A 23039-nucleotide genomic window follows, 5' to 3' on the forward strand; every position below is an offset into this window, starting at 1 on the left:
CGTCAGACCGTCGGCCCGGTGGTGGTGAGGGCGACCACCGGGCCGAGGACGAAGACGGCGGGCGGGCCGACGCCCTCCCGGGCGGCGACGGCGCCGATCTCGTCCAGCCGGGCGGGCACGGACCGCTGCTCGGGCAGCCCGGCGTCCTGTACGGCGAGCACCGGGGTCTCCGGGGCGCGACCGTGCTCGATCAGGACGGTCGCGATCTTGGCGATGGTGTCGACGGCCATCAGCAGCACGACGGTGCCCCGGGCCCGGGCCAGCGCCGCCCAGTCGACGAGCGAGTCGGGGTGCCCGGGCGGCAGGTGCCCGGACACGACTGTGACGTCGTGCGCCACGCCCCGGTGCGTCACCGGCACGCCGGCGAGCGCCGGTGCGGCGAGCGCGCTGCTCACCCCGGGGACCACAGTCACCGGTACGCCGGCCGCCGTGCAGGCCTGCACCTCCTCGTGACCGCGCCCGAAGACGTACGGGTCACCACCCTTGAGCCGGACCACGCGGCGACCGGCGCGGGCGTGCGACACGAGGGCCGCGTTGATCGCCTCCTGGGCCATCGACGGGCCACGGGGCACCTTCGCGGCGTCGACGACGAGCACGTCGGGGCGCAGCCCGGCGAGCAGACCCTGCGGGGCGAGTCGGTCGACCACCACGACGTCCGCCGCGTCGAGCAGCGCCTTTCCGCGTACCGTGATCAGGTCGTCGGGCCCCGGCCCGCCGCCCACCACGGCGACCGAGCCGTGCTCGTGGTCGTCGTGCCCGTGGTGGTGGTCGTGCCCGTGGTGGTGGCCGACCGGGTCGTCGGGGTGGTCGTGCGGGCGTTGCGGACGACCCACCTTGTCCGCGAAGCCGGGCATCAACACCCGGTACGCGCAGGTGTCGCAGTTCATCCGGATGTCCCCGGCCAGCGCCTCGGCATAGCGCTCCAGGACGAGGTCCGCGAGGGCGTCGCAGTCACCGATCACCTCGGCGACGCGGACGTCCAGGTCGGGGTGGGCGGCGGCGAACTCCGCCGACTGGGCGACGATCCGGTCGGGCAGCACCCCGGCGAACAGGAAGTACGGCGCCACCACGATCCGCCGCGCCCCGAGGCGACGCAGCCGCTCCAGCACGGCCGGCACCGACGGCTGCGCCAGGGAGATGAACCCCGGCTCCACGCCCGCGTAGCCGCGCCCCTCCCAGAGCAGCCGGGCGACCTTGGCGACCTCGGCGTTGGCGTCCGGGTCGGTGGACCCCCGCCCGATCAACGCGACCCATGTGCCGGCCCGGTCGGCGCTGGAGAGCGCTGCGTCGATGCGCTGTTCGAGGGCTTCGTGCAGCAGTGGGTGGGGGCCGAGCGGGCGGCCGTAGCGGTAGCTCAGCCCGGGGTGGCGCTGCTGCTCCCGGGCCATCGCGGCCGGGATGTCGCCCTTGCCGTGGCCGGCGCCGGTGAGCACCAGCGGCAGCGCCACCAGCGCCCGGTGTCCGCGGGCGACGAGCGCGCCGACCGCGTCGGTCAGCGGTGGGCGGGACAACTCGATGAAGCCGCCCTCGACGTCGCCGATGTCACCGCGACCGCGGACCCGCTCGACGAGAGCGGCGAACTGTTCGACCCCGGCCGCGCTGCGCGTACCGTGCCCGACGATGACCAACCCGGTCATGACTTCTCCTCGACGTAGAGCAGGGCGTTGAGGGCGGCGGCGGCGACCGCCGAGCCACCCTTCTCGCCCACGTTGGACACGGCGGGCAGGCCGCTGGCTCGCAGCGCCGCCTTCGACTCGGCGGCGCCCACGAAGCCGACCGGCAGGCCGACGACAAGCGCGGGCGCGGCGTCCAGCGTGAGTAGTTCGACAAGCGCGGTGGGCGCGCAGCCGACCACCCAGACCGCTGCGGGCCCGACCCGTTGCAGGGCGATCCGGACGGCCGCCGCCGAGCGGGTGATGCCGGCCGAGCGGCCCAGGGCGGCGGCGGCCGGCTCGGCGACCGGGCAGACCAGTTCGAGGCCGGCCCGGGTGATACCGGCGGCGACCATCGCCACGTCGGTGACCACGGGCGCGCCGGCGCGCAGCGCGGCCAGCCCCGATTCCAGGGCCGCCTCGTCGCACACCAGCTCGTCGACGTACGCGAGGTCGGCGCTGGCGTGCACCACCCGCTCGGTCACCGCCCGGCTCAGCGGCGGCAGGTGCGACAGGTCGACGCGCTCGCGCAGGATGCGGTACGACTCGACCTCGATGGGGTGCACCACCCGGCTCATCGGGCTCCTTCCACAGGGTCGGGCTCGACGACGCGGATCGCGTCGACGGGGCAGATCTCCAGGCACTCCAGGCAGCCGGTGCACCTGTCGGCGCGGACCGTGAGACCGCCGGCAACCGGTCGGATCGCGTGCGTGGGGCAGGTGAGCAGGCAGGCGCCGCAGCCCTGGCAGGCGTCGATCGTCACGAGCGCCACCGGTACCCCCGGGGTGTGACCATCCGGCCGGCGACCAGCCGGGTGTCGGTGCTGCCGACGACCACGACGCTGTACATGTCGACGATGCCCGGGTCGAGCGTGGCCAGGGTCGCGAGGTGTACCCGTTCGCCGGGGCGGCTGGCGTTGCGCACCACGCCTACGGGCGTGTCCGGTGGCCGGTGCGCGGCGAGGATGCCGAGCGCCTTGCCGAGCTGCCAGTCGCGGGCCCGGCTGCGCGGGTTGTAGAAGAGCGTCACGAAGTCACCCTCGGCGGCGGCTGTCACCCGCCGCTCGATGACGTCCCACGGGGTGTGCAGATCGGACAGGCTCAGGTAGGCGTGGTCGTGACCGAGCGGCGCGCCGAGCAGCGCCCCGGCGGCGAGGGCGGCGGTGACGCCGGGCACGCCCACGACGTCGATCCGCTCGTCGGCGTACTCCAGGGCGGGGCTGGCCATCGCGTACACCCCGGCGTCGCCGGAGCCGATCAGCGCGACCGCCCGGCCGGCGGCGGCCTCGGCGACGGCGGCGCGCGCCCGCGCCTCCTCCGCGCCGAGCCCACTGGAGAGCACCCGGGTCCCCGGGCGGAGCACGTCGCGGACCTGGTCCAGGTACTGGTCGAGGCCGACCACCACGGCGGCGCGACGCAGCTCGGCGACCGCGCGGGGGGTGCGCAGGTCGGCCGCGCCCGGCCCGAGGCCGACGACGGCCAGCCGGCCGCGTGGCGCGTGCCGGGCCACCGCCACGGTGGCCATCGCCGTCGCGGTCTTCCCCACCAGCAGCGTCGCGTCGCCGGCCCGGCCGTCCGTGCCGAGCAGGGCCGCGGCCTCCGCCACGCTCGGCGTGCCGACCGCGGCGCGGACCACCTCGCTGGGGTGCGGCACGTCGACCGCCGCCAGCCGCGTCGCCGGCCAGGTCACCAGGGGTACGCCGAGCGCGTCGGCGGTGCTGCGGATGCCCGCCTCGTCGGCCTTGATGTCGGCGCTGGCCAGGCAGCGCAGGCTCGCCGGGTCGAGGCCGGCCTCGGCCAGCACCCGGTGCAGCAGCTCCGCCACCTCGGCGGCGGGTACGCCCCGGCTCGCGCCCACTCCGGCGACAAGCGACGGCGGGCGCAGCACGGCGGTCCGCTCGTCGGGTGGTACGACCCGGTCGGTGACCAGCAGCCGGTACCCGTCGTCGGTCGTGCCCTCGTCGGCGGCGCGCACGTTCGGGGGCAGGGCGGGCAGCGGCCAGTCGGCGTCGGCGATCAGCCGGACCGGTTCGCCGTCCAGGATGGCCCGGGACACCGCGGCGACCGCGCCCTGCACGGGCCAGCCGAGGGTGTCCAGCCCCGGCAGGTCGACCGCGTCGGTGGCGGTGGTGATCACCGGTCGGGCGTCGAGCAGGGCCGCGACCTGCTCGGCGAGGGCGTTGGCCCCGCCGGCGTGCCCGCCGAGCAGCGCCACGGCGTGCCGGGCGGCCTCGTCGACGACCACCACCGCCGGGTCGGTGCGTTTGTCGTCGAGCAGCGGCGCGACGATCCGCACCACGGCCCCGGTGGCCAGGAACGCGATCACCGCGTCACACCGGGCCCAGGCGGTCCGTAGCGCGTCGGCGACGGTCTCCCCCTCGACCAGCCGGGCGTGCGGCCAGGCTGCGGCCAGGGTGTCGGCGTGCCGGCGGCCGGCGGCGGTGGCCGCCACCAGACCGATCCGGGTGGGCGGGTTCTGGTCGGTCACTGGCGCTCCCCGGTGAGGACGACCACCGGGTTGGTGGCCGCGAGTCGGATCGACCCGCCGGGCAGGTCGGCGAGACGGGCGGCGGAGAGCTGGCTGCCCTCGACCGTGTAGCCGGCGGCGCGTAGCAGGCCCACGGCCGGCGCGACCCGGTCCAGTGCGGCCAGGGTGAGCACCACCCGCTCGGGTCGGCGGGCCACCACGGCGGCGAGGACGTCGACGCCCCCGCCGCCGACGAAGACCGCGTCAGGCTCGGGGAGGTCGGCCAGCACCGCCGGGGCGCATCCGGTGACCAGCCGGACGTGCACGGCGTGCGCGGCGGCGTTGGCCTGGACTGTCGCGCCGGCCTCGGGGTCCTGTTCGACGGCGAGCACGGCCGCGCCGAGCAGCGCGCACTCGATGCCGACCGAGCCGCTGCCCGCCCCGATGTCCCAGATCAGCCGTCCCAGTCGGGGGCGTAGTCGGGCGACGACGAGGGCGCGCACCTCCGACTTGGTGATCATGGAGTCGCGGTGGGCGTACCGGGTCTCCGGCAGCGCCCAGCCACCGGCCGGCGCGGCGGCGGGCTGGTTGTCGGCGCGCATGCCGCCGGCCGTGCCCCGATCGGGCACGGCGTCGGCGGGAACGGCGTCGGCACGCGCGGACCCGGCGGGAACGGTGTCGGCGAGGCTGAGCAGGACGTGCGGGTCGGCCCAGGTCTCGGCGGCGGCCTGCTCTGGGGTGACCGCGCGGATGCGTTCGGCGGCGGTGCCCAGGTGCTCGGCGACCATCAGGCGACGGGACCAGCCGATCAGGCCCGCGCCCAGCTCGGCCGCACCGGCGCCGGGCGCGGTGAGCACCGCGACAAGCGGCAGCGCCCGGCAGGCGTTCAGGGCGGCTCGGGGGTCGCGCCCGTGCGCGGTGACCACTGCCGCGCCGTCCCAGGGCAGCCCGGCGCGGGCGAACGCGGCGGCCACGCTGGACACGGCCGGCACCACCCGCAGTGGCAGTCCGGCCGCGCGCAGCCGTCGGACGATGCCGAACAGGCCGGGATCGCCGCTGGCCAGCACCACAGCCGGCACCCCGGATTCGACGGCCTCGGCGAGGCGGTGCAGGGCGGGGGCGAGCGGTCCGAGGGTGATGGTGTCCGCGCCGGCCGGTACGGGCACCGAGGCCAGGTGTCGGGCGGCACCGACCACCAGCCCGGCGCTGGCCAGGACCGGCGCGAGCGCGGGGTGCGGCGGTGCGCCCGCGGCGTCCAGGCCGACCACTGTCACGCCGCTCATCGGGGCCACCGGCCGGACGAGGCGACGACGTGTGCACCGGCGAAGTCGACCATCGCCACGTCCACGGTGACCGTCGGCCCGGCGAAGCGCCGCAGCACCTGGCCGACCCGCTGGCAGAGCAGGTCGCCGGCCGGGGCGAGCAGGCCGGCGGCCTCCCACAGCTCGTACGCGTGCCGCCCGGTGTTCGCCTCGGTCACGGCGGCGACGAGCGACGGATCGCCACCGGCGTCGGCGGTCACCGCGCCGAGCAGGGAGAGGTCCACCTTGGAGCGGGTGTAGTGGGTCATCAGGATGCCGGCGGCGAGTTTGGCGAGCTTGCCGGCCATGCCGACGAAGACCACCCCGGTCATCGCATCACCCACGGCGGCGGTGACGGCCGCGCCGGTGAAGTCGCCGACCTCGACGAAGCAGACCTCGGGCAGGTCGGGCAGGAGCGCGCGGGCTGCCCGCTCGGTACGTCCGCCGGTGCAGAGCACCACTGTCCGTTCGCCCTGGGCGGCCATCACGTGCACGGCCTGCACGACGCTGGCCCGCCACGACGCGGTGGAGAAGGGGCGGACGATCCCGGTGGTGCCGAGGATCGAGATGCCGCCGAGGATGCCGAGCCGGCGATTGGTGGTCTTGCGGGCCATGATCTCGCCCCGGGGCACGCTGATCACCACCCGGACACCCACCTCGCTGAGGTCGACCACCTCGGCCACCGCCTCGCCGATCATCCGGCGGGGGGTGTCGTTGATCGCCGGGCCGCCGACCGCCAGCCCGAGGCCGGGTTTGGTGACCGTGCCGACGCCGGCGCCGCCGGCGAGCCGCAGGCCGGGAATGTCGGTCCAGTTCACGGTGGCGGTCAGCTCGGCGCCGTGGGTGACGTCCGGGTCGTCCCCGGCGTCCTTGACCACCACCGCCTCGGCGCGGACCGGTGGCGTGCCGGTCACCTCGCAGCGTTCGACCGGGAAGCGCACCCGTCGTCCGGCGGGCAGCCCGATCTCCACCTCCTGCTGGGTCGTGCCGGTGACCAGCGCGGTGACCGCGGCCTTGGCCGCCGCCGTCGCGCACGCGCCGGTGGTCCAGCCGGTGCGCAGCGCGGTGGGCCGGACCTTCGCGGTACGCGGCAGGTCCGGCTCGCGCAGCGGCGGCTCGGCGTACGTCACGGTGTGGCTGTCCCCCCGGTGCGGGCGCTGGCCTGGCGGCGCAGCTCGGCGCGGGCGGCCGGCTCGGCGCGACGGAAGGTGTGGAAGTGCCCGGGGTGGTACAGGTGCGAACGGGTGCCCTCGGCGGCCAGCGCCGGGCCGACCAGGAAGAGGGTGTGTTTCCACAGCTTGTGCTGCTTGACCGTCGCCTCCAGGGTGCCGACGGTGCAGCGCACCACCAGTTCGTCGGGCCAGGTGGCCTGGTACGCCACCACTGCCGGGGTGTCCTCCGGGTAGCCGCCGGCCAGCAGCTCGGCCTGCACCTGCCCGGAGCGGGCGGCGGAGAGGAACAGCGCCATGGTGGTGCCGTGTCGGGCGAAGTCGCGGACCCGCTCGCCGGGCGGCATCGGGGTCTTGCCGCCTTCGAGGCGGGTGAGGATCACCGACTGGGCGACCTCGGGCACTGTCAGCTCCCGTCCGACGATCGCCGCGACGGCGGTGAACGAGGACACCCCGGGCACGATCTCGACGGCCAGGCCGAGTGCCCGGCACAGGTCCAGTTGCTCCTGCACCGCGCCCCACAACGCCGGGTCTCCGGAGTGGATCCGGGCCACGGTCAGCCCCTGCTCGGTGGCGCGCTCGTAGAGCGGCAGCACACCCTCGATGGGTAGCTGCGACGAGTCGACGATCTCCGCGCCGGGGCGGGCGTGGTCGAGCACGTCGGCGTGTACCAGGCTGGCCGCCCAGATCACGATGTCCGCCTCGGCGATGACCCGGGCGGCCCGCAGGGTCAGCAGATCCGCCGCCCCCGGGCCGGCGCCGACGAACCACACCTTGCCGTCGCTTGTCACAGCTTTCCTCCTCGGTGCTCGCGGCGGGCCGGAACCAGCAGCGTCGACAGGTAGGGCAAATCGTGCTCGGTGTCGTCGACCGGCCCGATGCGTTCACCGGGCATCCCCAGGCTGCGTCCGAGCACCGCGTCGGCGAGGCGGCCCTGTCGGCGCAGCTCGGCGAGCAGTTCGGGGTGCCGTCGCCAGCCCTTGTAGGCGACCACGGTGCCCGGCCCGGCGAGGGCGTCGGCGAAGAGCGCCAGGCCCGCGGTGGCCGGCAGCAGGGTGAGCGGTTCACGTCCCTCGCAGAGCGGGGTGCCGCTGCGCGCCGCCAGCTCCTGCATGGCGGTGACGCCGGGGACTGTCGCCACCCGCACCGCCGGGCGCAGCGCGCGGACGCTCTGGGCCAGGTAACCGAAGGTGGAGTAGACGTTGGGGTCGCCGATGGTGGCGAAGGCCAGCGCCCGCGCCCCCGCGTCGATCGCCTCGACCACGACCCGGGCGGCGTGGTCCCAGGCCGCCGCCCGGCGCGCGGTGACCCCACCCCTGTCGTCCAGCGCGAACGGCAGCCGGCGCAGCCGGTCCGCCGCGACGTGGGACCGCACGGTGGCCTCGGCCCGCCCGGCGTCCGCACCCGACGGCGTCGGACCGGCGGTGCCGGTGGTCGCGACCCGGTCCGCCATCACCGGTACGAAGACCAGGTCGGCCTCGCGCAGCAGCCGAACCGCCTTGACGGTGAGCAGTTCCGGGTCGCCCGGGCCGACGCCGACCCCGGTGAGCGTGGCGTCGGTGCTCATCGGCACGCCTCCACCAGTCGACGTGCCGCGTCCGGGTGCCCGGCCCAGTGGGTGTGCAGGTAGGAGGCGTGCACCCGACCGGCGACGAAGCCGTGCTCGGTGTCGTTCCAGCGCCACGCCGGTGCCTCGCCGTGCCCCGGGTCGGTGGTGGTGCGGTGGAACTCGTGACCGCGTACCGGCTCGCCGGCGTGCGCCACCGGGGAGTCGGTGACGGCCAGGGCCTCCCGGTAGCCGAGGGTGAGCCGGTCGGTCATCCGGGCGGTCAGGTCCAGTCGACCGCACATCGGTACGCCGTCCAGGGACCGCCCGAGGTAGAGCAGCCCGGCGCACTCGGCCACGATCGGCCCGTCGAAGTCGGCCAGTTCGGCGCGGAGCCCGCTGTTGTCGGCGAGCGCCTGGGCGTACGCCTCGGGGAAGCCGCCGCCGATCACCACCGCCCGGGTGCCGGTGGGCAGCGCCGGGTCGCGCAGCGGGTCGACGGTGACGACGTCCGCGCCGGCCGCGGTGAGCAGTTCGGCGGTCTCCGCGTACGAGAAGGTGAAGGCCGGACCACCGGCGAGCGCGACCAGTGGTCGCTCGGCGCCGGCCGGACCACCGACGGCGGCGACCGGGTCCCACGCCGGGGTGGTCAGCGGTGGGGCGGTCCGGGCCAGGTCGAGCACGGCGTCGAGGTCCACTGTGGCCTCGACCAGTTCGGCGAGCGCGGTGACGATCGCGACGGATTCGGGTGCCCGCTCGGCGACCGGCACCAACCCGAGGTGCCGGGCCGGCGCGGCCACCTCGGCGGCGCGGGTGACCGCCCCGAGCACCGGTACGCCCACCTCGGCGAGGGCGTCGCGCAGCAGCGTCTCGTGCCGGGGTGAGCCGACCCGGTTGAGGATCACCCCGCCGATCCGTACCGCCGGGTCGAACGCGGCCATGCCGAGGGTGAGCGCGGCGGCCGACCGGCCCTGCGCGGTGGTGTCCAGCACCAGCAGTACGGGCGCCTCGATGAGGCGGGCGACGTGCGCGGTGGAGGCGAAGTCGCGGCGGCCCACCGCGCCGTCGTGCAGGCCCATGACGCCCTCGACCACGGCGATGTCGGCGGGCGTGGGGACGCTCGCGCCGTGGCGCAGCAGGGGGGCGATGCGGTCGGCCCCGACCAGGAACGGGTCGAGGTTGCGCCCTGCCCGCCCGGCGGCGAGGGCGTGGTAGCCGGGGTCGATGTAGTCGGGGCCGACCTTGTGTGGGCTGACGGTCAGGCCCCGACGGCGTAGCGCGGCGAGCAGCCCGGTGGCCACCGTCGTCTTGCCGTGGCCGCTGGCCGGGGCGGCGACCACCACCCGGGGCAGCGCCCAGTGCGCGTTCACCACTCGATGCCCTTCTGGCCCTTCTGGCCGGCGTCCATCGGGTGCTTGACCTTGGTCAGCTCGGCGACCAGGTCGGCGGCGGCGACCAGGCGCGGGTCGGCGTCCCGACCGGTGATCACGACGTGTTGGAAGCCGGGGCGGTCGGCCAGGGTGGCGACCACCTCGTCGACGTCCACCCAGCCCCACTTCATCGGGTAGGTGAACTCGTCAAGCACGTACAGCCCGTAGCGCTCGGCGGCCAGGTCACGCTGGATCTGCCGCCAGCCCTCCAGGGCGTCGGCGGCGTGGTCGGCCTCACCGCCGCGCTGGATCCAGGACCAGCCCTCGCCCATCTTGTGCCAGGCCACCGGCGCGCCCTGGCCGGTGCGCTCGTGCACCTCGCCGAGCGCCCGGAAGGCGTTCTCCTCCCCCACCCGCCACTTGGCGCTCTTGACGAACTGGAACACTCCGACCGGCAGGCCGGCTGTCCAGGCCCGCAACGCCAGCCCGAAGGCCGCGGTCGACTTCCCCTTCATCTGTCCGGTGTGGACGATCAGCAGCGGCCGGTGCCGCCGCTGCCGGGTCGTCAAACCGTCGAGGGGCACCGAACTCGGTTGTCCCTGCGGCATCAGCCAGTCCCCCGTCCCGCGGGCACTCCCGCGCCCACCTCTTCCGCGATCTTGCGGTTTCTGTTGGTCATCTGCGTGCTTGGTCCGTTATGCCGCGACAGAAAGTGCAAGATCGCGGGGGTGGGGGTGAGTGAGGGCTTCCAGGGGGGTTCGGGGGGCGTTCAGCTGGGTGGCCAGACGGGCGGCCAGGTTGAGGCGGACCGGGCCGGACTCGCAGTCGACGACGACACACGGGGCGCCGGTGGCTGCCAGGACGGCTGCCGCCGCTGCCGCCCGGTCCAGCGGGCGGGTGCCCGCCGTGGCTCTCCCGTCGGTGACGATGAGGACCAGCGGGCGACGCTTCGGATCGCGCAGGCGCTCCACCCGCAACAGGTCCACGGCGGCGAGCAGGCCCTCGGCCAGCGGCGTACGACCACCGGTGGGCAACTCGGCCAGTCGGGTCGAGGCGGCCAGCACCGACGAGGTCGCCGGGAGCAGGGTCCGGGCGCCGGCACCCCGGAACGCGATCACCGCGACCTTGTCCCGCCGCTGGTACGCGTCGGTGAGCAGGGCGAGCACCGCGTCCTTCACTGTGGCCATCCGCTGCCGGGCGCCCATCGAGCCGCTCGCGTCCACCACGAACAGCACCAGGTTGCCCTCCCGCCCCTCACGAACCGCCTCGCGGAGGTCGTCCCGGCGCAGTCGCAGCGGACCGGTGAGCCGGCCCCGGGCCGCCTGGTGCGGCGCGGCGGCGCGGATCGTGGCCGGCAGGTGCAGCGCGCCCACCCGACCCGCCGGCACCCGGGCGCCGGTGGTGCGGCCTCGCCCGGTGCGGGCCCGCGACCGTCGGCCCGGCACCCCGTCACCCAGGCCGGGCGCGGTGAGCAGCCGCGCCTTCAAGCCACCCCGGGGTACGGCCACCGGCTGGGGCTGCCCGCCGTGGGTCGGATCGTCGTCGCCGGTCGCCGATTCCCGGCCACGGGCGTTCGGGCCGTCGCCGCCCCGGTCCTCCGCCGGGCGCTGCGGCCCGCCGTCGTCACCGCCCCGCTGGTGCTGCGGCCCGCTGTCGGCACTGTCCGGGCCGTCGGTGCGCCCGTCCGGGCCGGTGCCGTCCCGCGCGGCCGAACGGCCGGCCGATCCGGATTCGCCCTGATCGACCCCGTCGCCGCCCAGCGGGCCGTCCCCAGCCGGGTCACCCCGTCCGGGCCGCCACCACCGGCCGGACCGCCGCCCGCTGGGCCACCGCCGTCCGGGCCACTGTCGTCGGGGCCGTCGTCGTCCGGGTCGTCGGGGTGGGCGTCCTGGGCGCGCTGCAACGCCTCGTCGAGGCGCTTCTCGTCCAGCCCCGGGGTGTCGAACGGATCGCGGCGGCGGCGGTGCGGTAGGGCCAGCCGGGCGGCCACCCGGACGTCGTCGATGGTGACCCGGTCCCGGCCCTCCCAGGCGGCGTGGGCGAGGGCGGTACGGGCGGTGACGATGTCGGCGCGCATCCCGTCCACGTCGAACGCCGCGCACACCTCGGCGATCTGCCGCAACGCGGCGTCCGGCAGGCGTACCCCGGGAAGTCGGCGGCGGGCGGCGGCCACCTGGCGGGCGATCTCCGCGTCGGCGTCGGCCCAGCGGGCGGCGAAACCGACCGGGTCCGCGTCGGCGGCCAGCCGGCGGCGCACCACCTCGACCCGGACCTCCGGGTCCCGGCTGGCGCCCACCTCCACGGTGAGCCCGAACCGGTCGAGCAGCTGCGGGCGCAGCTCCCCCTCCTCCGGGTTCATCGTGCCGACCAGCAGGAACCGGGCCGCGTGGCTGACCGAGACGCCCTCCCGCTCGACGTGGCTGCGGCCCATCGCCGCCGCGTCGAGCAACAGGTCGACGAGGTGGTCGTGCAACAGGTTGACCTCGTCGACGTAGAGCACACCCCGGTGCGCGGCGGCGAGCAGGCCCGGCTCGAAGGCGCGTACCCCCTCGCCGATCGCCTTCTCCAGATCCAGCGCACCGACCACCCGGTCCTCGGCGGCGCCCACCGGCAACTCGACGAGACGGGCCGGGCGGGTCTCGGCGGCGGCGTCGGCCGGGTGCGGGCCGTCCGGGCAGGCCGGGTCGGGCTCGGCCGGGTCGCAGCCGAAACGGCAGCCGGCCACCCGGCGCACGGGGGGCAGCAGCGCGGCGAGAGCCCGCACGGCTGTGGACTTGGCGGTCCCCTTCTCACCCCGGACCAGCACCCCGCCGATCGCCGGGGAGACCGCGTTGAGCAGCAACGCCAGCCGCATGTCGGCCATGCCGAGCACCGCACTGAACGGGTAGATGGTGCTCGTGCTCATGCCCGGTCCTCCAGGTCACCCTCGCTGGCCAGGTACGTGTCGCGCAGCCGGTCCAGGGTCGCCGGCTCCGGCTTGGCCCACAGCCCCCGGTCGGCGGCCTCCAACAGCCGCTCGGTGATGCCGCGCAGCGCCCACGGGTTGGACTGCTCCAGGAACTCCCGGGTGGTGTCGTCGAAGAGGTACGCGGCGGCCAGGTGCTCGTACATCCAGTCGTCGACCACGCCTGCGGTGGCGTCGTAGCCGAACAGGTAGTCCACGGTGGCGGCCAGCTCGAACGCGCCCTTGTAGCCGTGCCGGCGCATCGCGGCGATCCACTTCGGGTTGACCACCCGGGCCCGGAACACCCGTCGGGTCTCCTCGCCCAGCGTGCGGGTGCGCACGTCGTGCGGCATCGCCGAGTCACCCACGTACGCCTCGGGTGACGTGCCGGTGAGATGGCGGACCATCGCCACCATCCCGCCGTGGTACTGGAAGTAGTCGTCGGAGTCGACGATGTCGTGCTCGCGGGTGTCCTGGTTCTTCACCGCCACCGCGATCCGAGCGAACGAACGCTCCATGTCGGCGCGCGCCTCCCGCCCGTCCAGGCCCCGGCCGTACGCGTAGCCGCCCCACACCGCGTACACCTCGGCCAGGTCGGCGTCGCTGCGCCAGGTCCGGGCGTCGATCAGGGGCAGCAGGCCCGCGCCGTACGCGCCGGGCTTGGAGCCGAAGATCCGGGCGGTGGCCCGCCGCTCGTCGCCGTGCTCGGCGAGGTCGGCGGCGACGTGCGCCCGCAGGTAGTTCTCCTCGTCCGGCTCGTCCAGGGCGGCGACCCGCCGGACGGCGTCGTCGAGCAGCGCCACGACGTGCGGGAACGCGTCGCGGAAGAAGCCGGAGATGCGGACGGTCACGTCGACGCGGGGCCGACCCAGCTCGGCGGTCGGCACCACCTCGATGCCGGTGACGCGCCGGGACCTGTCGTCCCAGACCGGCCGGCAGCCCAGCAGCGCGAGCACCTCGGCGATGTCGTCGCCCTGGGTCCGCATGGCGCTCGTGCCCCACACTGTCAACCCCACCGAGCGGGGGTACGCGCCGGTGTCGGCGAGGTGCCGGGCCAGCAGCGAGTCGGCGAGGGCCACCCCGACGTCCCAGGCGTTGCGACTGGGGATGGCCTTCGGATCGACGGAGTAGAAGTTGCGGCCGGTGGGCAGCACGTTGACCAGGCCCCGGGTGGGTGAGCCGGACGGGCCGGGCGGCACGAACCTCCCGTCCAGCGCCCCGAGGGTGTTGGTCAGCTCGTCGGTGGTCCGGTCCAGTCGGGGCACCAGCTCGGTGGCGGCGAAGTGCAGCACCGCGGCGACGTCCGGGATCGACTGACCGGTCACCTCCGTCACCACGGCGTCGACAGTGTCCACTGCCCAGTCCAGGGTCTCCATGCCGATGACCAGCCGCCGCGCGAGGGCCTCGATGAGGTCGATCGCGTCGGCGGCGGTGCCGGCCGGCCCGTCCACCACGTCGGTCAGCGCCGGGGGCAGCGCCAGTCGCTGTCCCGGCGACGCGAGCAGTTCCTGCTCGTCGAGGGAGTACGCGACGGCGAGGGCCTGCCGCAGGCCGGGCAGGGCCCGGGCGCCGCCCCAGATCTGCGGGGCGCGCAGCACCGCGAGGACCAGGTTGACCCGTGGTTCGCCGGTGGGCGCGTCGGCGAGGATGTGCAGCCCGTCGCGGATCTGCACGTCCTTGACCTCGCACAGGTACCCGTCGAGGTGCAGCACGAAGTCGTCGAAGTCGTCCGCGTCGGGCATCGCCTCGGCGTGCAGGTCGTGGTGCAGCTCGGCGGCGCGCACCAGGTCCCAGATCTGGGCCCGCACGGTGGGCACCTTGGCCGGGTCGAGCGCCTGCACGGTCGCGTACTCGTCGAGGAGTTGCTCCAGCTTGGCCAGGTCGCCGTAGGTCTCGGCGCGGGCCATCGGCGGGACGAGGTGGTCGACGACCACTGCGTGCGCCCGCCGCTTGGCCTGGGTGCCCTCGCCGGGGTCGTTGACGATGAACGGGTACACCAGTGGCAGGTCGCCGAGGACCGCGTCGGGCGCGCATTCGGCGGCCAGGCCGAGGCCCTTGCCGGGCAGCCACTCCAGGGTGCCGTGCTTGCCCAGGTGCACCACGGCGTCAGCGCCGAAGCCGCCGTCCCCTGCGGGCGCGGTCAACCAGCGGTACGCGGCCAGGTAGTGGTGGCTGGGCGGCAGGTCCGGGTCGTGGTAGATGGCGATCGGGTTCTCCCCGAAGCCGCGGGGCGGTTGGATCAGCAGCACCACGTTGCCGAAGCGCAGACCGGCGAGCACGATGTCACCACCCTCGGTGTACAGCTCACCCGGCGGCTCACCCCAGTGCTCCCGCATCCGCTCGCGCAGCTCGGCCGGGACCTGGTCGAACCAGCGCCGGTACGTCGGCCCCGGTATCCGGGCCTCGGCGGCGGCCAACTGCTCCGGGGTGAGCCACTCCACGTCGTGACCACCGGCGGCGATCAGCGCGTGGATCAGCGCGTCGCCGTCGTCGGGCGGCGGCGCGTCACCCAGGTCGTAGCCGGCCTCGGCCAGCGCGGCGAACAGCCGGACCGCCGAGGCCGGGGTGTCCAGGCCGACCGCGTTACCGACCCGGGAGTGCTTGGTGGGGTACGAGCTGAGCACCACGGCGACCCGCTTGTCGGCGTGCGGGACGTAGCGCAGCCGGGCGTGGCGCACCGCGATCCCGGCGACCCGGGCGGCCCGCTCCGGGTCGGCGGCGTAGACCGAGAGCCCGTCGGCGTCGATCTGCTTGAACGAGAACGGCACGGAGACGATCCGGCCGTCGAACTCGGGGATGGCCACCTGCATGGCGGCGTCCAACGGGGACAGCCCGGCGTCACTGTCGGCCCACTGCGCGCGGGTGCTGGTGAGGCAGAGCGCCTGGATGACCGGCACGTCCAGGGCGGCCAGGGCGCCGACGTCCCAGGCGTCCTCGTCGCCGCCGCCGGAGGCGTCCGCGGCGACCGCACCGCCGGCCGCGAGCACCGTGACCAGCAGCGCGTCACAGCGGGCGAAGAGCCCGAGTGGGCCGGTGCCCGCGGTCAGCCCGCGCAGCGAGCCGCAGAAGATCGGCAGCGGGTTGCCGCCGGCCCTGTGGACCGCGTCCGCGAGCACGTCGACGAAACCGGTGTTGCCGGCGAGGGCGTGCGCCCGGTAGAAGACGATCCCCACGGTGGGCCGGTCCGGGTCGGCGGGGTGTTCGCCGTGCACGCCGTACGCCGGGGTGGGCGCGGGCGGGGTGAACCCCTCACCGGTGAGCAGCACCGTGTCGGACAGGAACCGGGCCAACTGCCCCAGGTTGTCCGGACCGCCCTCGACCAGGTAGGCCAGCGCCTGGGTGACGACCCCGGACGGCACCGTGGAGATGGCCATCAGCTCCGCGTCGGGTAGCGCCTCACCGCCGAGCACGACCGTCGGCACTCCGGTGGCGAGCACCGCGGCGAGGCCGTCCGGCCACGCCTGCCGACCGCCGAGCAGGCGTACGACGACGAGGGCAACCCCGTCGAGGAGAGCGGGCACCTCCTCGACTGTGACTCGCGCGGGGTTGGCCAACAGGTAGTCGGCGCCGCTGGCGCGGGCGGCCAGCAGGTCGGTGTCGGCGGTGGACAGCAGCAGAATGCGCACGGCAGGCTCCGGAAAGTGACGCCCTGGGGCCCAGAGGGGGCGACCGGGACGATGCGGGTGGGTACGGCGTCAGCCGGTACGACGGCCCGGGTGAACGGCGCGCCGACGCGGGGCGTCGGGGCCGGTCAGCGTCGGGGCGGTCGGCTCAGCGGTGCCGGTGGCCGGTGCCCTGGAGCGCAATACGACGATAGTCGTCGATGAATGAGACGCCGTGCGTCATCGGGTCCTCCTCGGGTGTCCACGCCCTGGGGTACGTCCCGACGGCCGAAGTATCCTGGCTTCCGGATCGACGCTCTCCCCCGGCCTTCCAACCGCAGACACACGGCCGTGACTCACGAGGGGGGATCGCTCCCCGGTGACAGTGGCGGGACCGCGTCGGAATTGCACCGACTTCCTTCACTGCCGTCAGGCCGCGAATGCTGCCACACCGCCGCGTCGCCGGTCAACGCGGACCCCGGCGTCGCACGCCCACGCCCACCACATTGACCTGGGAAAATATCGGCGTGCGGGGTTGTCTCTGGCCGCTACGGCGGGCTGTTGAGCTCGTTGGTCGGCGAAGTGGCCTCCTGGCGGGCAGTGTCTGTGCGACGCCCTTTGGAGCTGATGTCGTAGACGATTCAGCACCGATCCGGTCAGCCCTGGGGTTCCTCGTGCCCAGAACGGCGCGGCCGGCGCGTCAGCGACAGCCAGCCGAGGAAACGCGTGTGCAGCACAGCAACGTCGGGGCGACCGCCGAGACTGTACAAGTCGTGGATGGCCTCGTTCATGCAGGACGTCAGGTAGAGAGCCAGCGCCAGCGAGTGGCCGTAGAACTCGGCGACGAGATCGAGTTGCGCGCGGGAGCACGGCCACGCGGCGGCGCAGTTGCGGCACAACCAGGCAGGGCGCATGGGTGGGTGCGGACGGGACCGGAGACTCACACCACGACCCTGCTCACCGCGACCGCCGCCATCCATCCCAGTGGGTGATTCCTCAACGGATAAGTTTTCTTCCGCCCTCCGGATGTCCTTTCGGCGCGGCCATCCGACGACTGGATAGGCTGGCCTTCACCCTCGAGCAGGAAGGGAGCCATCCGTGAGCGTCCGGACAACTGCCGCGCTCACCATCTCCGACCTGCTGTGGAGCAGCGCTGACATGCTCGATGCTTTAGCGGCTCGCGACGTCGCTCAGGTGTTCCGCCTCGTTCAGCGAGCCACCCACGCAAGCCAAACCACCCTCGGTGTCGCCACCGGGCTCAGCCAGGCTCAGGTCAGCGAGATCACCAGCGATGCCCGCCGGGTCAGCAGCATCGACGTCCTCACCCGCATCTGCGCCGGCCTGTCGATGCCGCGCCACGCACGCATGACCCTCCTGCTCGGCGAACGCGACCAGATGCCGGCCGAGCGGGACGTCAGTGGCTCGCAGGCCGGGAAGGCTGCGCGGGACCAGTGCGCCGATGTCACCGCCATCTATTCCAGTCGGTCAGATTTTGTTGCGGAGCTGCCTCCGCACGTCCTCTTCGACCGCGCCACGGACATCCGGGCGTCCGGCCTGTCGCTCAACGTCATTTGTCAGCAGTACGCCGACAACCGCCTCTTGAAGCTCCTCGCCGCCGGCACCCGCCTCCGTTGCCTGTTCCTCGATCCAGCCGGCGAGGCGATCAGGCGGCTGGAGCGTGAGGACGACTATCCGGACGGACACCTGAGCGCGCTCACCGAACTCAACATCCAAAATCTTGCCCGCCGAATTCGTGACCGGCTCCCGGCAGATGCCCGAGACCACCTCGCCATCGGCGTATACGACGAGTCCATTCGCGCCAACGTGCTTCTGATCGATGACCGACTCTGCGTCGTTCAGCACTACCTACCGCAGATGCGGGGCGTCGACTGCCCGACGATGATCATCGAGCGCAGCGCAGGCCCCGCCGGCCTCTACCCGATATTCAACGAGATGTTCAATTCGCTCTGGGATCGCAGCCGCCAGCTATGACCGACCACGCCCGCCTCCTTCCCCTCGCGCAGGAGGCCGTCAACCTGGCGCACGACCTGATGCGGACGCTTCGGCCCGGTGCGCTGACCTTCAAGGGTGACCGCGACATGGCTTCCGAGTTGGACTACGCCATCGAGCGACGGGTTCGCGAACATCTGGCCGCCAAGGCGCCTGACATCGGGTTCCTCGGCGAGGAGTACGGCAGCAGCGGCGACACCAGCACTCTCACCTGGGCGCTCGATCCAGTCGACGGCACCGTCAACTTCATCCACGGCTCACCCCTGTGCGCGATCTCGCTCGGCCTCATCCACGGCACACATGCCGTCCTCGGCGTCATCGACGTCCCATTCCTCGGCACCCGCTACCACGCCGTCAAGGGGCACGGTGCCTACGCCGACAACCAACGCATCCACGCCAGCCAGGTCACCGATCTCAGGGACGCCGTCGTCGCCATCGGCGACTATGCAGTCGGTGCTGATGCCAGCCGGAAGAACACCGAGCGACTCGCCATCACTGAGCAGCTCACCCAGCACGTCCAACGGATACGCATGCACGGTTCCGCCGCAATCGACCTCGCCTGGTTGGCTCACGGCAGGATCGACGCGTTCATCATGCTCAACAACAAGCCCTGGGACACCGTCGCAGGCGTCGTGGTCGCCCGAGAGGCTGGCGCTCTGGTGGTCGACATCGACGGAGCGCAGCACAGCATGGACGCTGTAGCCACCGTCGGTGGCAGCAAGTTGATTCTGCCGCCCATCCTCACGCTCGTTCAGCGATCACTCGCCCGGTGGAAATCCGCCTAGGGTCCGCTTTCGGCTACCTGCGGCCTGATCCAAGTCACTGGCTTTCTGGGCTGTCGGTCGGCCATACCGCTTCCAGGCCCTGGTCGGTGGCGTAGAGCAGGTACGGCCGCAGCTCGGGGGCGTTTTCCAGGCCGCGGCGCAGCGCGTACAGATGAGCTGACCTCGCCGCCAGGAAGGGTTGGGCGGCGAGCAGGCCCCTGAGATCCGCGAACCGCCAATCCACCCCCAGCAGCTTCCGTGCCCGTGCCAGCAGTGCAACGGCGTCGACCGGAACCTTGTCCAGGTAGACGTCGGCCGTCAGCGGCAGGTCCGCCTGCGGTTCGGCGGGCAGGGCGAACCCGGAACGCAGCCACACCTCGAACGCGGGGGCAACAACAGTGAGGTCGACCTCGCCGAGACCGCCCAGGTCGGCCCAGAACACCGGGCCCCCGCCACCGTCGCACCTGAGAAAGAATCCCCGGTCGCCTTCTTGGCCGATCATGAGGTAGCCCGTGAGCCACTCACCGATTCCGTAGGTCGTGTTGCGCTCCAGCAGGGATTCCCGGCAGCACACCACCACTCCGTCGGCGACGACGTCGTCAGTGACCGACGCCAACCACCGCTGGTAGGCGGCATCCGTCCCGGAAACCAGCCGCTCGATCATTTCCACCGCGGCCCCCTACCTGTCCTCACCGGCACGCGCACGCCTGCGCCCGCACCGGCTGGCCTCGACCCGACACCCCAGCAGCCAACACCGTAGCCAGACGCGCACCACAGGGGTCATCCCCCGTCATGATCTGCTGTCGGTCGAATCTCAGCGGGCGTGGCGCTCCGGGTGGGCCCGGCTCCAGGTCCGCATCCGCTCCGGGTAGCCGGTGCGCGCCGCCTCGTACAACGGCACCGCGTGCTTGCGGGCGATGGCCCCGGCCGCGCGGGGCGTTCCGGTACGACGACGGATCCACTCGCCGTCGTGGGCGATCGCCACCACCGTGGTGTCCGTCGCTGTCGTCTCCGGTTCCAGGTAGAACTCCACCCCGCGCCGCGTGGCGACGAACGCCTCCAGCGCCGCGAGGTCGTCGCGGGTCGCCTCCCGGTCCAGCTTCGTCGGGGTCGCCTCGGCACCCCGTGACCGGCGACTGAACCAGCTCATGCCCCGCCCCTCTCCTCGACGCCCCTCCAGTGCAGCACCGATTCCTGGCAATACGCTGCACGCCGGATGGGAGACAGCTGACCCGCTTCGGGACAGCCGGGTGGAACCCGCGGCGGGTGGGCGGTGTCATGAGTGTGATCCGAACGGAGGTTTTCCCCTGGACGACGGGGTGCTCGTCACACGGGCTCGGGCAGGTGATCTGGAGGCGTACAACCTCCTGGTCGCCCGGCACACCGCGTCCGCGTACCGGACGGCGGTGCTGCTGGGCGCCGGCTCGGACTCCGAGGACGTCATCCAGGAGGCGTTCGTGAAGGCGTACCGGAAGCTGTCCCGTTACCGCGGCGACGCGTCCTTCCGGTCGTGGCTGCTCGCGATCGTCGCCAACGAGACCCGCAACCTGCACCGCTCCCGTGGCCGTCGGGACGGGCTCGTCCTGCGGGCGGCGGCAGCGGACCCGACGTCCGAGGTCGCCGAGGACGACGCGGTCGGCGCTGTCCTCGCCGGGGAGCGGCGGGCGTCGCTGGTGCAGGCCCTGCGTCAGCTGCCGGTACGGGACCGTGAGGTGATCGTCTGCCGGTTCTTCCTCGATCTCACCGAGGAGGAGACGGTGAAGACTCTGGGCTGGCCCCGGGGCACTGTGAAGTCGCGTACGTCCCGGGCGCTGGCGAAGCTTCGCAGTCTGCTCGACCGTGAGGAGGTCCGGCATGGGTGACCTCGAACGGGAACTGCGTGACCTCTCCGCCTGGCTGGAAACCCCCGATCCGCCCGACGTGACCGCCCGCGTCCGCGCACGGCTCAACAGGCCCGCGCGCCGGTGGCGCTCGCTCGTCGCGGCGGCGATTGTCGCCCTGATCGTGGCGGTGGTGCTGCCACCGACCCGGGCCGCCATCGCCGACGTCGTCACCGGGCTGCTGCGCTTCGCCGGTGTCAGCATCGCCACCTCGCCCGCCCCGACGCCGCCCGGCGGCACCGCGTCGCCGTTGCCCGGGCAGCGGGCCGTCGCCCTGGACGAGGCGCAACGGGCGGTGCGGTTTCCGATCCGCCTGCCGGCGAGGCTGGGGCCCCCCGAGCAGGTGGTGGTCGCCGACCCGGACCGCACGGGCAGGTACCGGGTGGCGACGCTGCTCTACGACGGGGGCGCGCTGCGCGTCGACGCGTTCGACGGTCATCTCGACCTGGCCTTCCACAAGGAGGTCACCCCGCCGGGAGCGGACTGGGTCCAGGTCAACGGCGACTTCGCCGTGTGGGTCGACCGCCCGCACGTGCTGTCCTACGTGGACCGGGCGGGAGGGATCCGCAGGGAGACCGCCCGACTGGCCGCCTCGACCCTGATCTGGCAGGACAACGACGTGAGCTACCGGCTTGAGGGCGACCTCACCAAGGCCGAGGCGATTGAGATCGCGCGTTCACTGGGCTAGGAACCTGGTGGGTCCGGGCGGTGTCGTCTAGATGCGGCGAGTCGTCGACGCGTACCGGAAGGGGTGACATGGGTTCCTGGGGCAGGTTGATGCTGGCATCCTCGGTGGTCCTGCTGGCGGGGTGCACGACCACGACCAGCGGTGCGGCGCCGACGGCGGGTGCGGCCGCCACGGCGAGCACCGCGACCGCCTGTGCGGCGCGGGTCGAGGCGGGGTCCCTGCCCGACTGGGCGGACGCCGGGTTCAGCGGGGACGCGCGGGTTCCGCACGTCTTCGGCGCGAAGGGTGACATCGTGGCGGTGCTGTTCGCCCATCCACTGCGGCAGGTCCGGACGGACGGGTCGAACAACAAGATCCTCTGGGTGGCCCGCGCCGCCACGACCTCGCCCGACCCGACCGCGCCGGCAACCCTGGTGATCACCGCAAGGCTGGACGGCACCGACACCCGGGTGATCCGGGAGGTCGCCGGCGGCCCCGGTCCGTCGATCATCGATCTGCCGCAGGCCGGTTGCTGGCGCCTCGACCTGCGCTGGTCCGGGCACACCGACACGATGGACCTGGTCTACGCCCCCTGAGCTACAGCGGTTTCGCGATGCGGGCCCGGGGCGTCGGTGCAGGACAGCTTCGCCGACCTCGACCTGTCCGGGCACGGGTTCCGGGTGCTCTTCCCCTGTTGATCATGGAGTTAGCGGCGCGACACGCCGACATCGGTGACGATAACTTCATGATCAACGGGGGGCAGGGGGTCGGACAGGTGGGTCAGGTTTTCCGGGGTCAGGCGCAGGGCTCCGGCTGCCACGTTCTGGGCCAGGTGGGTGGGGTCTGCAGTGCCGGGGATGGCTAGCACGTGGGGGCCCTGGTGCAGGGTCCAGGCGAGGCGTACCTGCTGCGGGGTGACGCCGTGCGCGCGGGCGACCGCCTCGACGGCCTCGCTCTGCGCGGCGCTCGCGCCCGCCTCCCGCCCGGTGCCGGCCAGCGCGAAGAACGGCACGTAGGCGATGCCCCGCTCACCGCAGAGCCGCACGAACGCGTCCTGCTCCCGGTAGGCGTCCAGCCCGTAGTTGTTCTGCACACAGACCACCGGTGCGATGTCCGCCACCTCGTCCAGCTGCTCCGGCCGGACGTTGGAGAGCCCGAGGTGCCGGATCAGCCCGGCGGCCCGCAACTCGGCGAGCGCGCCGTACCGGTCGGCCACTGGCACCGCGCCCGGCCCCCGGCCGAGGCGCAGGTTCACCACGTCGAGCTGGTCGCGGCCGAGCCGGCGAAGGTTCTCCTCCACCTGGGCCCGCAACTGCGACGGGGTGAACGCCTCGGTGAAGCCAGCCTCCGGGTCGTACCCGAAACCGACCTTGGTGGCGATCACCAGCTCCTCCGGGTACGGGGCGAGCGCCGCGCGGATCAGCTCGGTGGCGTAGCGGGCCGGGCCGGTGCCGACGCGCAGGGTGCCGCCGGGCGAGACGTAGAACGCGGCCGTGTCGATGTGGTTGACGCCCAGCTCCACGGCGCGGCGCAGCAGGGCGACGGCCCGGTCGGGGTCGGGGTTCGCGGTGATCCGCATCGAGCCGAAGCCCATCCGGCGCACGGTGCGATCGCCCAGGGTCCAGGTGCCCGCTGCGGCGGCGGTGATCTCGTCGGTTGGCATCGGGC

At 73.7% G+C, this 23039-nt stretch carries 20 protein-coding genes, 1 pseudogene and 1 riboswitch; of the genes and pseudogenes, 5 read left to right on the top strand and 16 right to left on the bottom strand.

The window, feature by feature from the left end; all coding sequences use genetic code 11:
* Positions 1-2: 2 nt before the first annotated feature.
* The 13 genes and pseudogenes from cobA to ACQP0U_RS16405 form a co-directional block, all read right to left on the bottom strand.
* Positions 3-1637: a uroporphyrinogen-III C-methyltransferase gene (cobA, locus tag ACQP0U_RS16345; RefSeq protein ID WP_433320484.1), complete on the bottom strand. Its 1635-nt coding sequence runs from the start codon at positions 1635-1637 to the stop codon at positions 3-5.
* Positions 1634-2230: a precorrin-8X methylmutase gene (locus ACQP0U_RS16350; protein WP_433320487.1), complete on the bottom strand. Its 597-nt coding sequence runs from the start codon at positions 2228-2230 to the stop codon at positions 1634-1636. Before ACQP0U_RS16350 ends, cobA begins: the two co-directional genes overlap by 4 nt.
* Entirely contained in the window at positions 2227-2424 is a 198-nt protein-coding gene (locus tag ACQP0U_RS16355; RefSeq protein ID WP_433320490.1) for a DUF362 domain-containing protein, read from the bottom strand. The genes ACQP0U_RS16350 and ACQP0U_RS16355 overlap by 4 nt, the downstream gene beginning before the upstream one ends.
* A complete protein-coding gene (gene cobJ / locus ACQP0U_RS16360; RefSeq protein ID WP_433320493.1) occupies positions 2412-4139 on the bottom strand; it encodes a precorrin-3B C(17)-methyltransferase in 1728 nt (575 codons plus the stop codon). The genes ACQP0U_RS16355 and cobJ overlap by 13 nt, the downstream gene beginning before the upstream one ends.
* Positions 4136-5401: a precorrin-6y C5,15-methyltransferase (decarboxylating) subunit CbiE gene (gene cbiE / locus ACQP0U_RS16365; protein WP_433320496.1), complete on the bottom strand. Its 1266-nt coding sequence runs from the start codon at positions 5399-5401 to the stop codon at positions 4136-4138. The genes cobJ and cbiE overlap by 4 nt, the downstream gene beginning before the upstream one ends.
* Entirely contained in the window at positions 5398-6549 is a 1152-nt protein-coding gene (locus ACQP0U_RS16370; RefSeq protein ID WP_433320499.1) for a cobalt-precorrin-5B (C(1))-methyltransferase, read from the bottom strand. The genes cbiE and ACQP0U_RS16370 overlap by 4 nt, the downstream gene beginning before the upstream one ends.
* On the bottom strand, positions 6546-7379 hold the full coding sequence (gene cobM, locus ACQP0U_RS16375) for a precorrin-4 C(11)-methyltransferase (RefSeq protein ID WP_433320502.1): 834 nt from the start codon (positions 7377-7379) through the stop codon (positions 6546-6548). The genes ACQP0U_RS16370 and cobM overlap by 4 nt, the downstream gene beginning before the upstream one ends.
* A complete protein-coding gene (gene cobI / locus ACQP0U_RS16380; RefSeq protein WP_433320505.1) occupies positions 7376-8155 on the bottom strand; it encodes a precorrin-2 C(20)-methyltransferase in 780 nt (259 codons plus the stop codon). Before cobI ends, cobM begins: the two co-directional genes overlap by 4 nt.
* The gene (locus ACQP0U_RS16385) at positions 8152-9507 is read right to left on the bottom strand and encodes a cobyrinate a,c-diamide synthase (RefSeq protein WP_433320508.1); all 1356 of its coding nucleotides are present in this window, start codon (positions 9505-9507) and stop codon (positions 8152-8154) included. Before ACQP0U_RS16385 ends, cobI begins: the two co-directional genes overlap by 4 nt.
* Complete coding sequence (gene cobO, locus ACQP0U_RS16390) at positions 9501-10112, bottom strand: cob(I)yrinic acid a,c-diamide adenosyltransferase (RefSeq protein WP_433320511.1); 612 nt, start codon at positions 10110-10112, stop codon at positions 9501-9503. Before cobO ends, ACQP0U_RS16385 begins: the two co-directional genes overlap by 7 nt.
* 87 nt (positions 10113-10199) lie before the next feature.
* Positions 10200-12409 (bottom strand): annotated as a pseudogene (locus ACQP0U_RS16395) (VWA domain-containing protein).
* Positions 12406-16074, bottom strand: a complete 3669-nt coding sequence (gene cobN / locus ACQP0U_RS16400) for a cobaltochelatase subunit CobN (protein WP_433307921.1) — start codon at positions 16072-16074, stop codon at positions 12406-12408. Before cobN ends, ACQP0U_RS16395 begins: the two are co-directional and overlap by 4 nt.
* Before the next feature lie 245 nt (positions 16075-16319).
* Positions 16320-16496, bottom strand: a riboswitch (cobalamin riboswitch).
* 210 nt (positions 16497-16706) lie between these two features.
* A complete protein-coding gene (locus ACQP0U_RS16405) occupies positions 16707-16964 on the bottom strand; it encodes a hypothetical protein (protein ID WP_433307924.1) in 258 nt (85 codons plus the stop codon).
* Between the two features lie 184 nt (positions 16965-17148).
* On the opposite strand from ACQP0U_RS16405, the gene ACQP0U_RS16410 reads away from it, so the two are divergent.
* Positions 17149-18042, top strand: coding sequence for a DUF5919 domain-containing protein (locus tag ACQP0U_RS16410; protein WP_433307927.1), 894 nt, complete (start codon positions 17149-17151; stop codon positions 18040-18042).
* Positions 18039-18845 (top strand): inositol monophosphatase family protein, encoded by an 807-nt coding sequence (locus tag ACQP0U_RS16415; protein ID WP_433307930.1) that lies wholly within the window; start codon positions 18039-18041, stop codon positions 18843-18845. Before ACQP0U_RS16410 ends, ACQP0U_RS16415 begins: the two co-directional genes overlap by 4 nt.
* A gap of 34 nt (positions 18846-18879) precedes the next feature.
* Here the strand turns inward: ACQP0U_RS16415 and ACQP0U_RS16420 are convergent, their stop codons facing one another.
* Entirely contained in the window at positions 18880-19494 is a 615-nt protein-coding gene (locus ACQP0U_RS16420; RefSeq protein WP_433307933.1) for a hypothetical protein, read from the bottom strand.
* Between the two features lie 144 nt (positions 19495-19638).
* On the bottom strand, positions 19639-19974 hold the full coding sequence (locus tag ACQP0U_RS16425) for a hypothetical protein (protein WP_433307936.1): 336 nt from the start codon (positions 19972-19974) through the stop codon (positions 19639-19641).
* A 100-nt stretch (positions 19975-20074) separates the two neighbouring features.
* Here ACQP0U_RS16425 and ACQP0U_RS16430 point away from each other — a divergent pair, with 100 nt between their 5' ends.
* From ACQP0U_RS16430 to ACQP0U_RS16440, 3 genes are all read left to right on the top strand, one after another.
* A complete protein-coding gene (locus tag ACQP0U_RS16430) occupies positions 20075-20686 on the top strand; it encodes an RNA polymerase sigma factor (RefSeq protein WP_433307939.1) in 612 nt (203 codons plus the stop codon).
* Entirely contained in the window at positions 20679-21392 is a 714-nt protein-coding gene (locus ACQP0U_RS16435; RefSeq protein WP_433307942.1) for a hypothetical protein, read from the top strand. Before ACQP0U_RS16430 ends, ACQP0U_RS16435 begins: the two co-directional genes overlap by 8 nt.
* 89 nt (positions 21393-21481) lie before the next feature.
* A complete protein-coding gene (locus tag ACQP0U_RS16440) occupies positions 21482-21967 on the top strand; it encodes a hypothetical protein (protein ID WP_433307945.1) in 486 nt (161 codons plus the stop codon).
* A 110-nt stretch (positions 21968-22077) separates the two neighbouring features.
* Here ACQP0U_RS16440 and ACQP0U_RS16445 read toward each other — a convergent pair whose 3' ends face one another.
* Positions 22078-23034, bottom strand: coding sequence for an aldo/keto reductase (locus ACQP0U_RS16445; RefSeq protein WP_433307948.1), 957 nt, complete (start codon positions 23032-23034; stop codon positions 22078-22080).
* Between the last annotated feature and the right edge of the window lie 5 nt (positions 23035-23039).

Origin of the sequence: Micromonospora sp. CA-269861, from assembly GCF_050948505.1 — a bacterium.
Lineage (GTDB): Bacteria > Actinomycetota > Actinomycetes > Mycobacteriales > Micromonosporaceae > Micromonospora.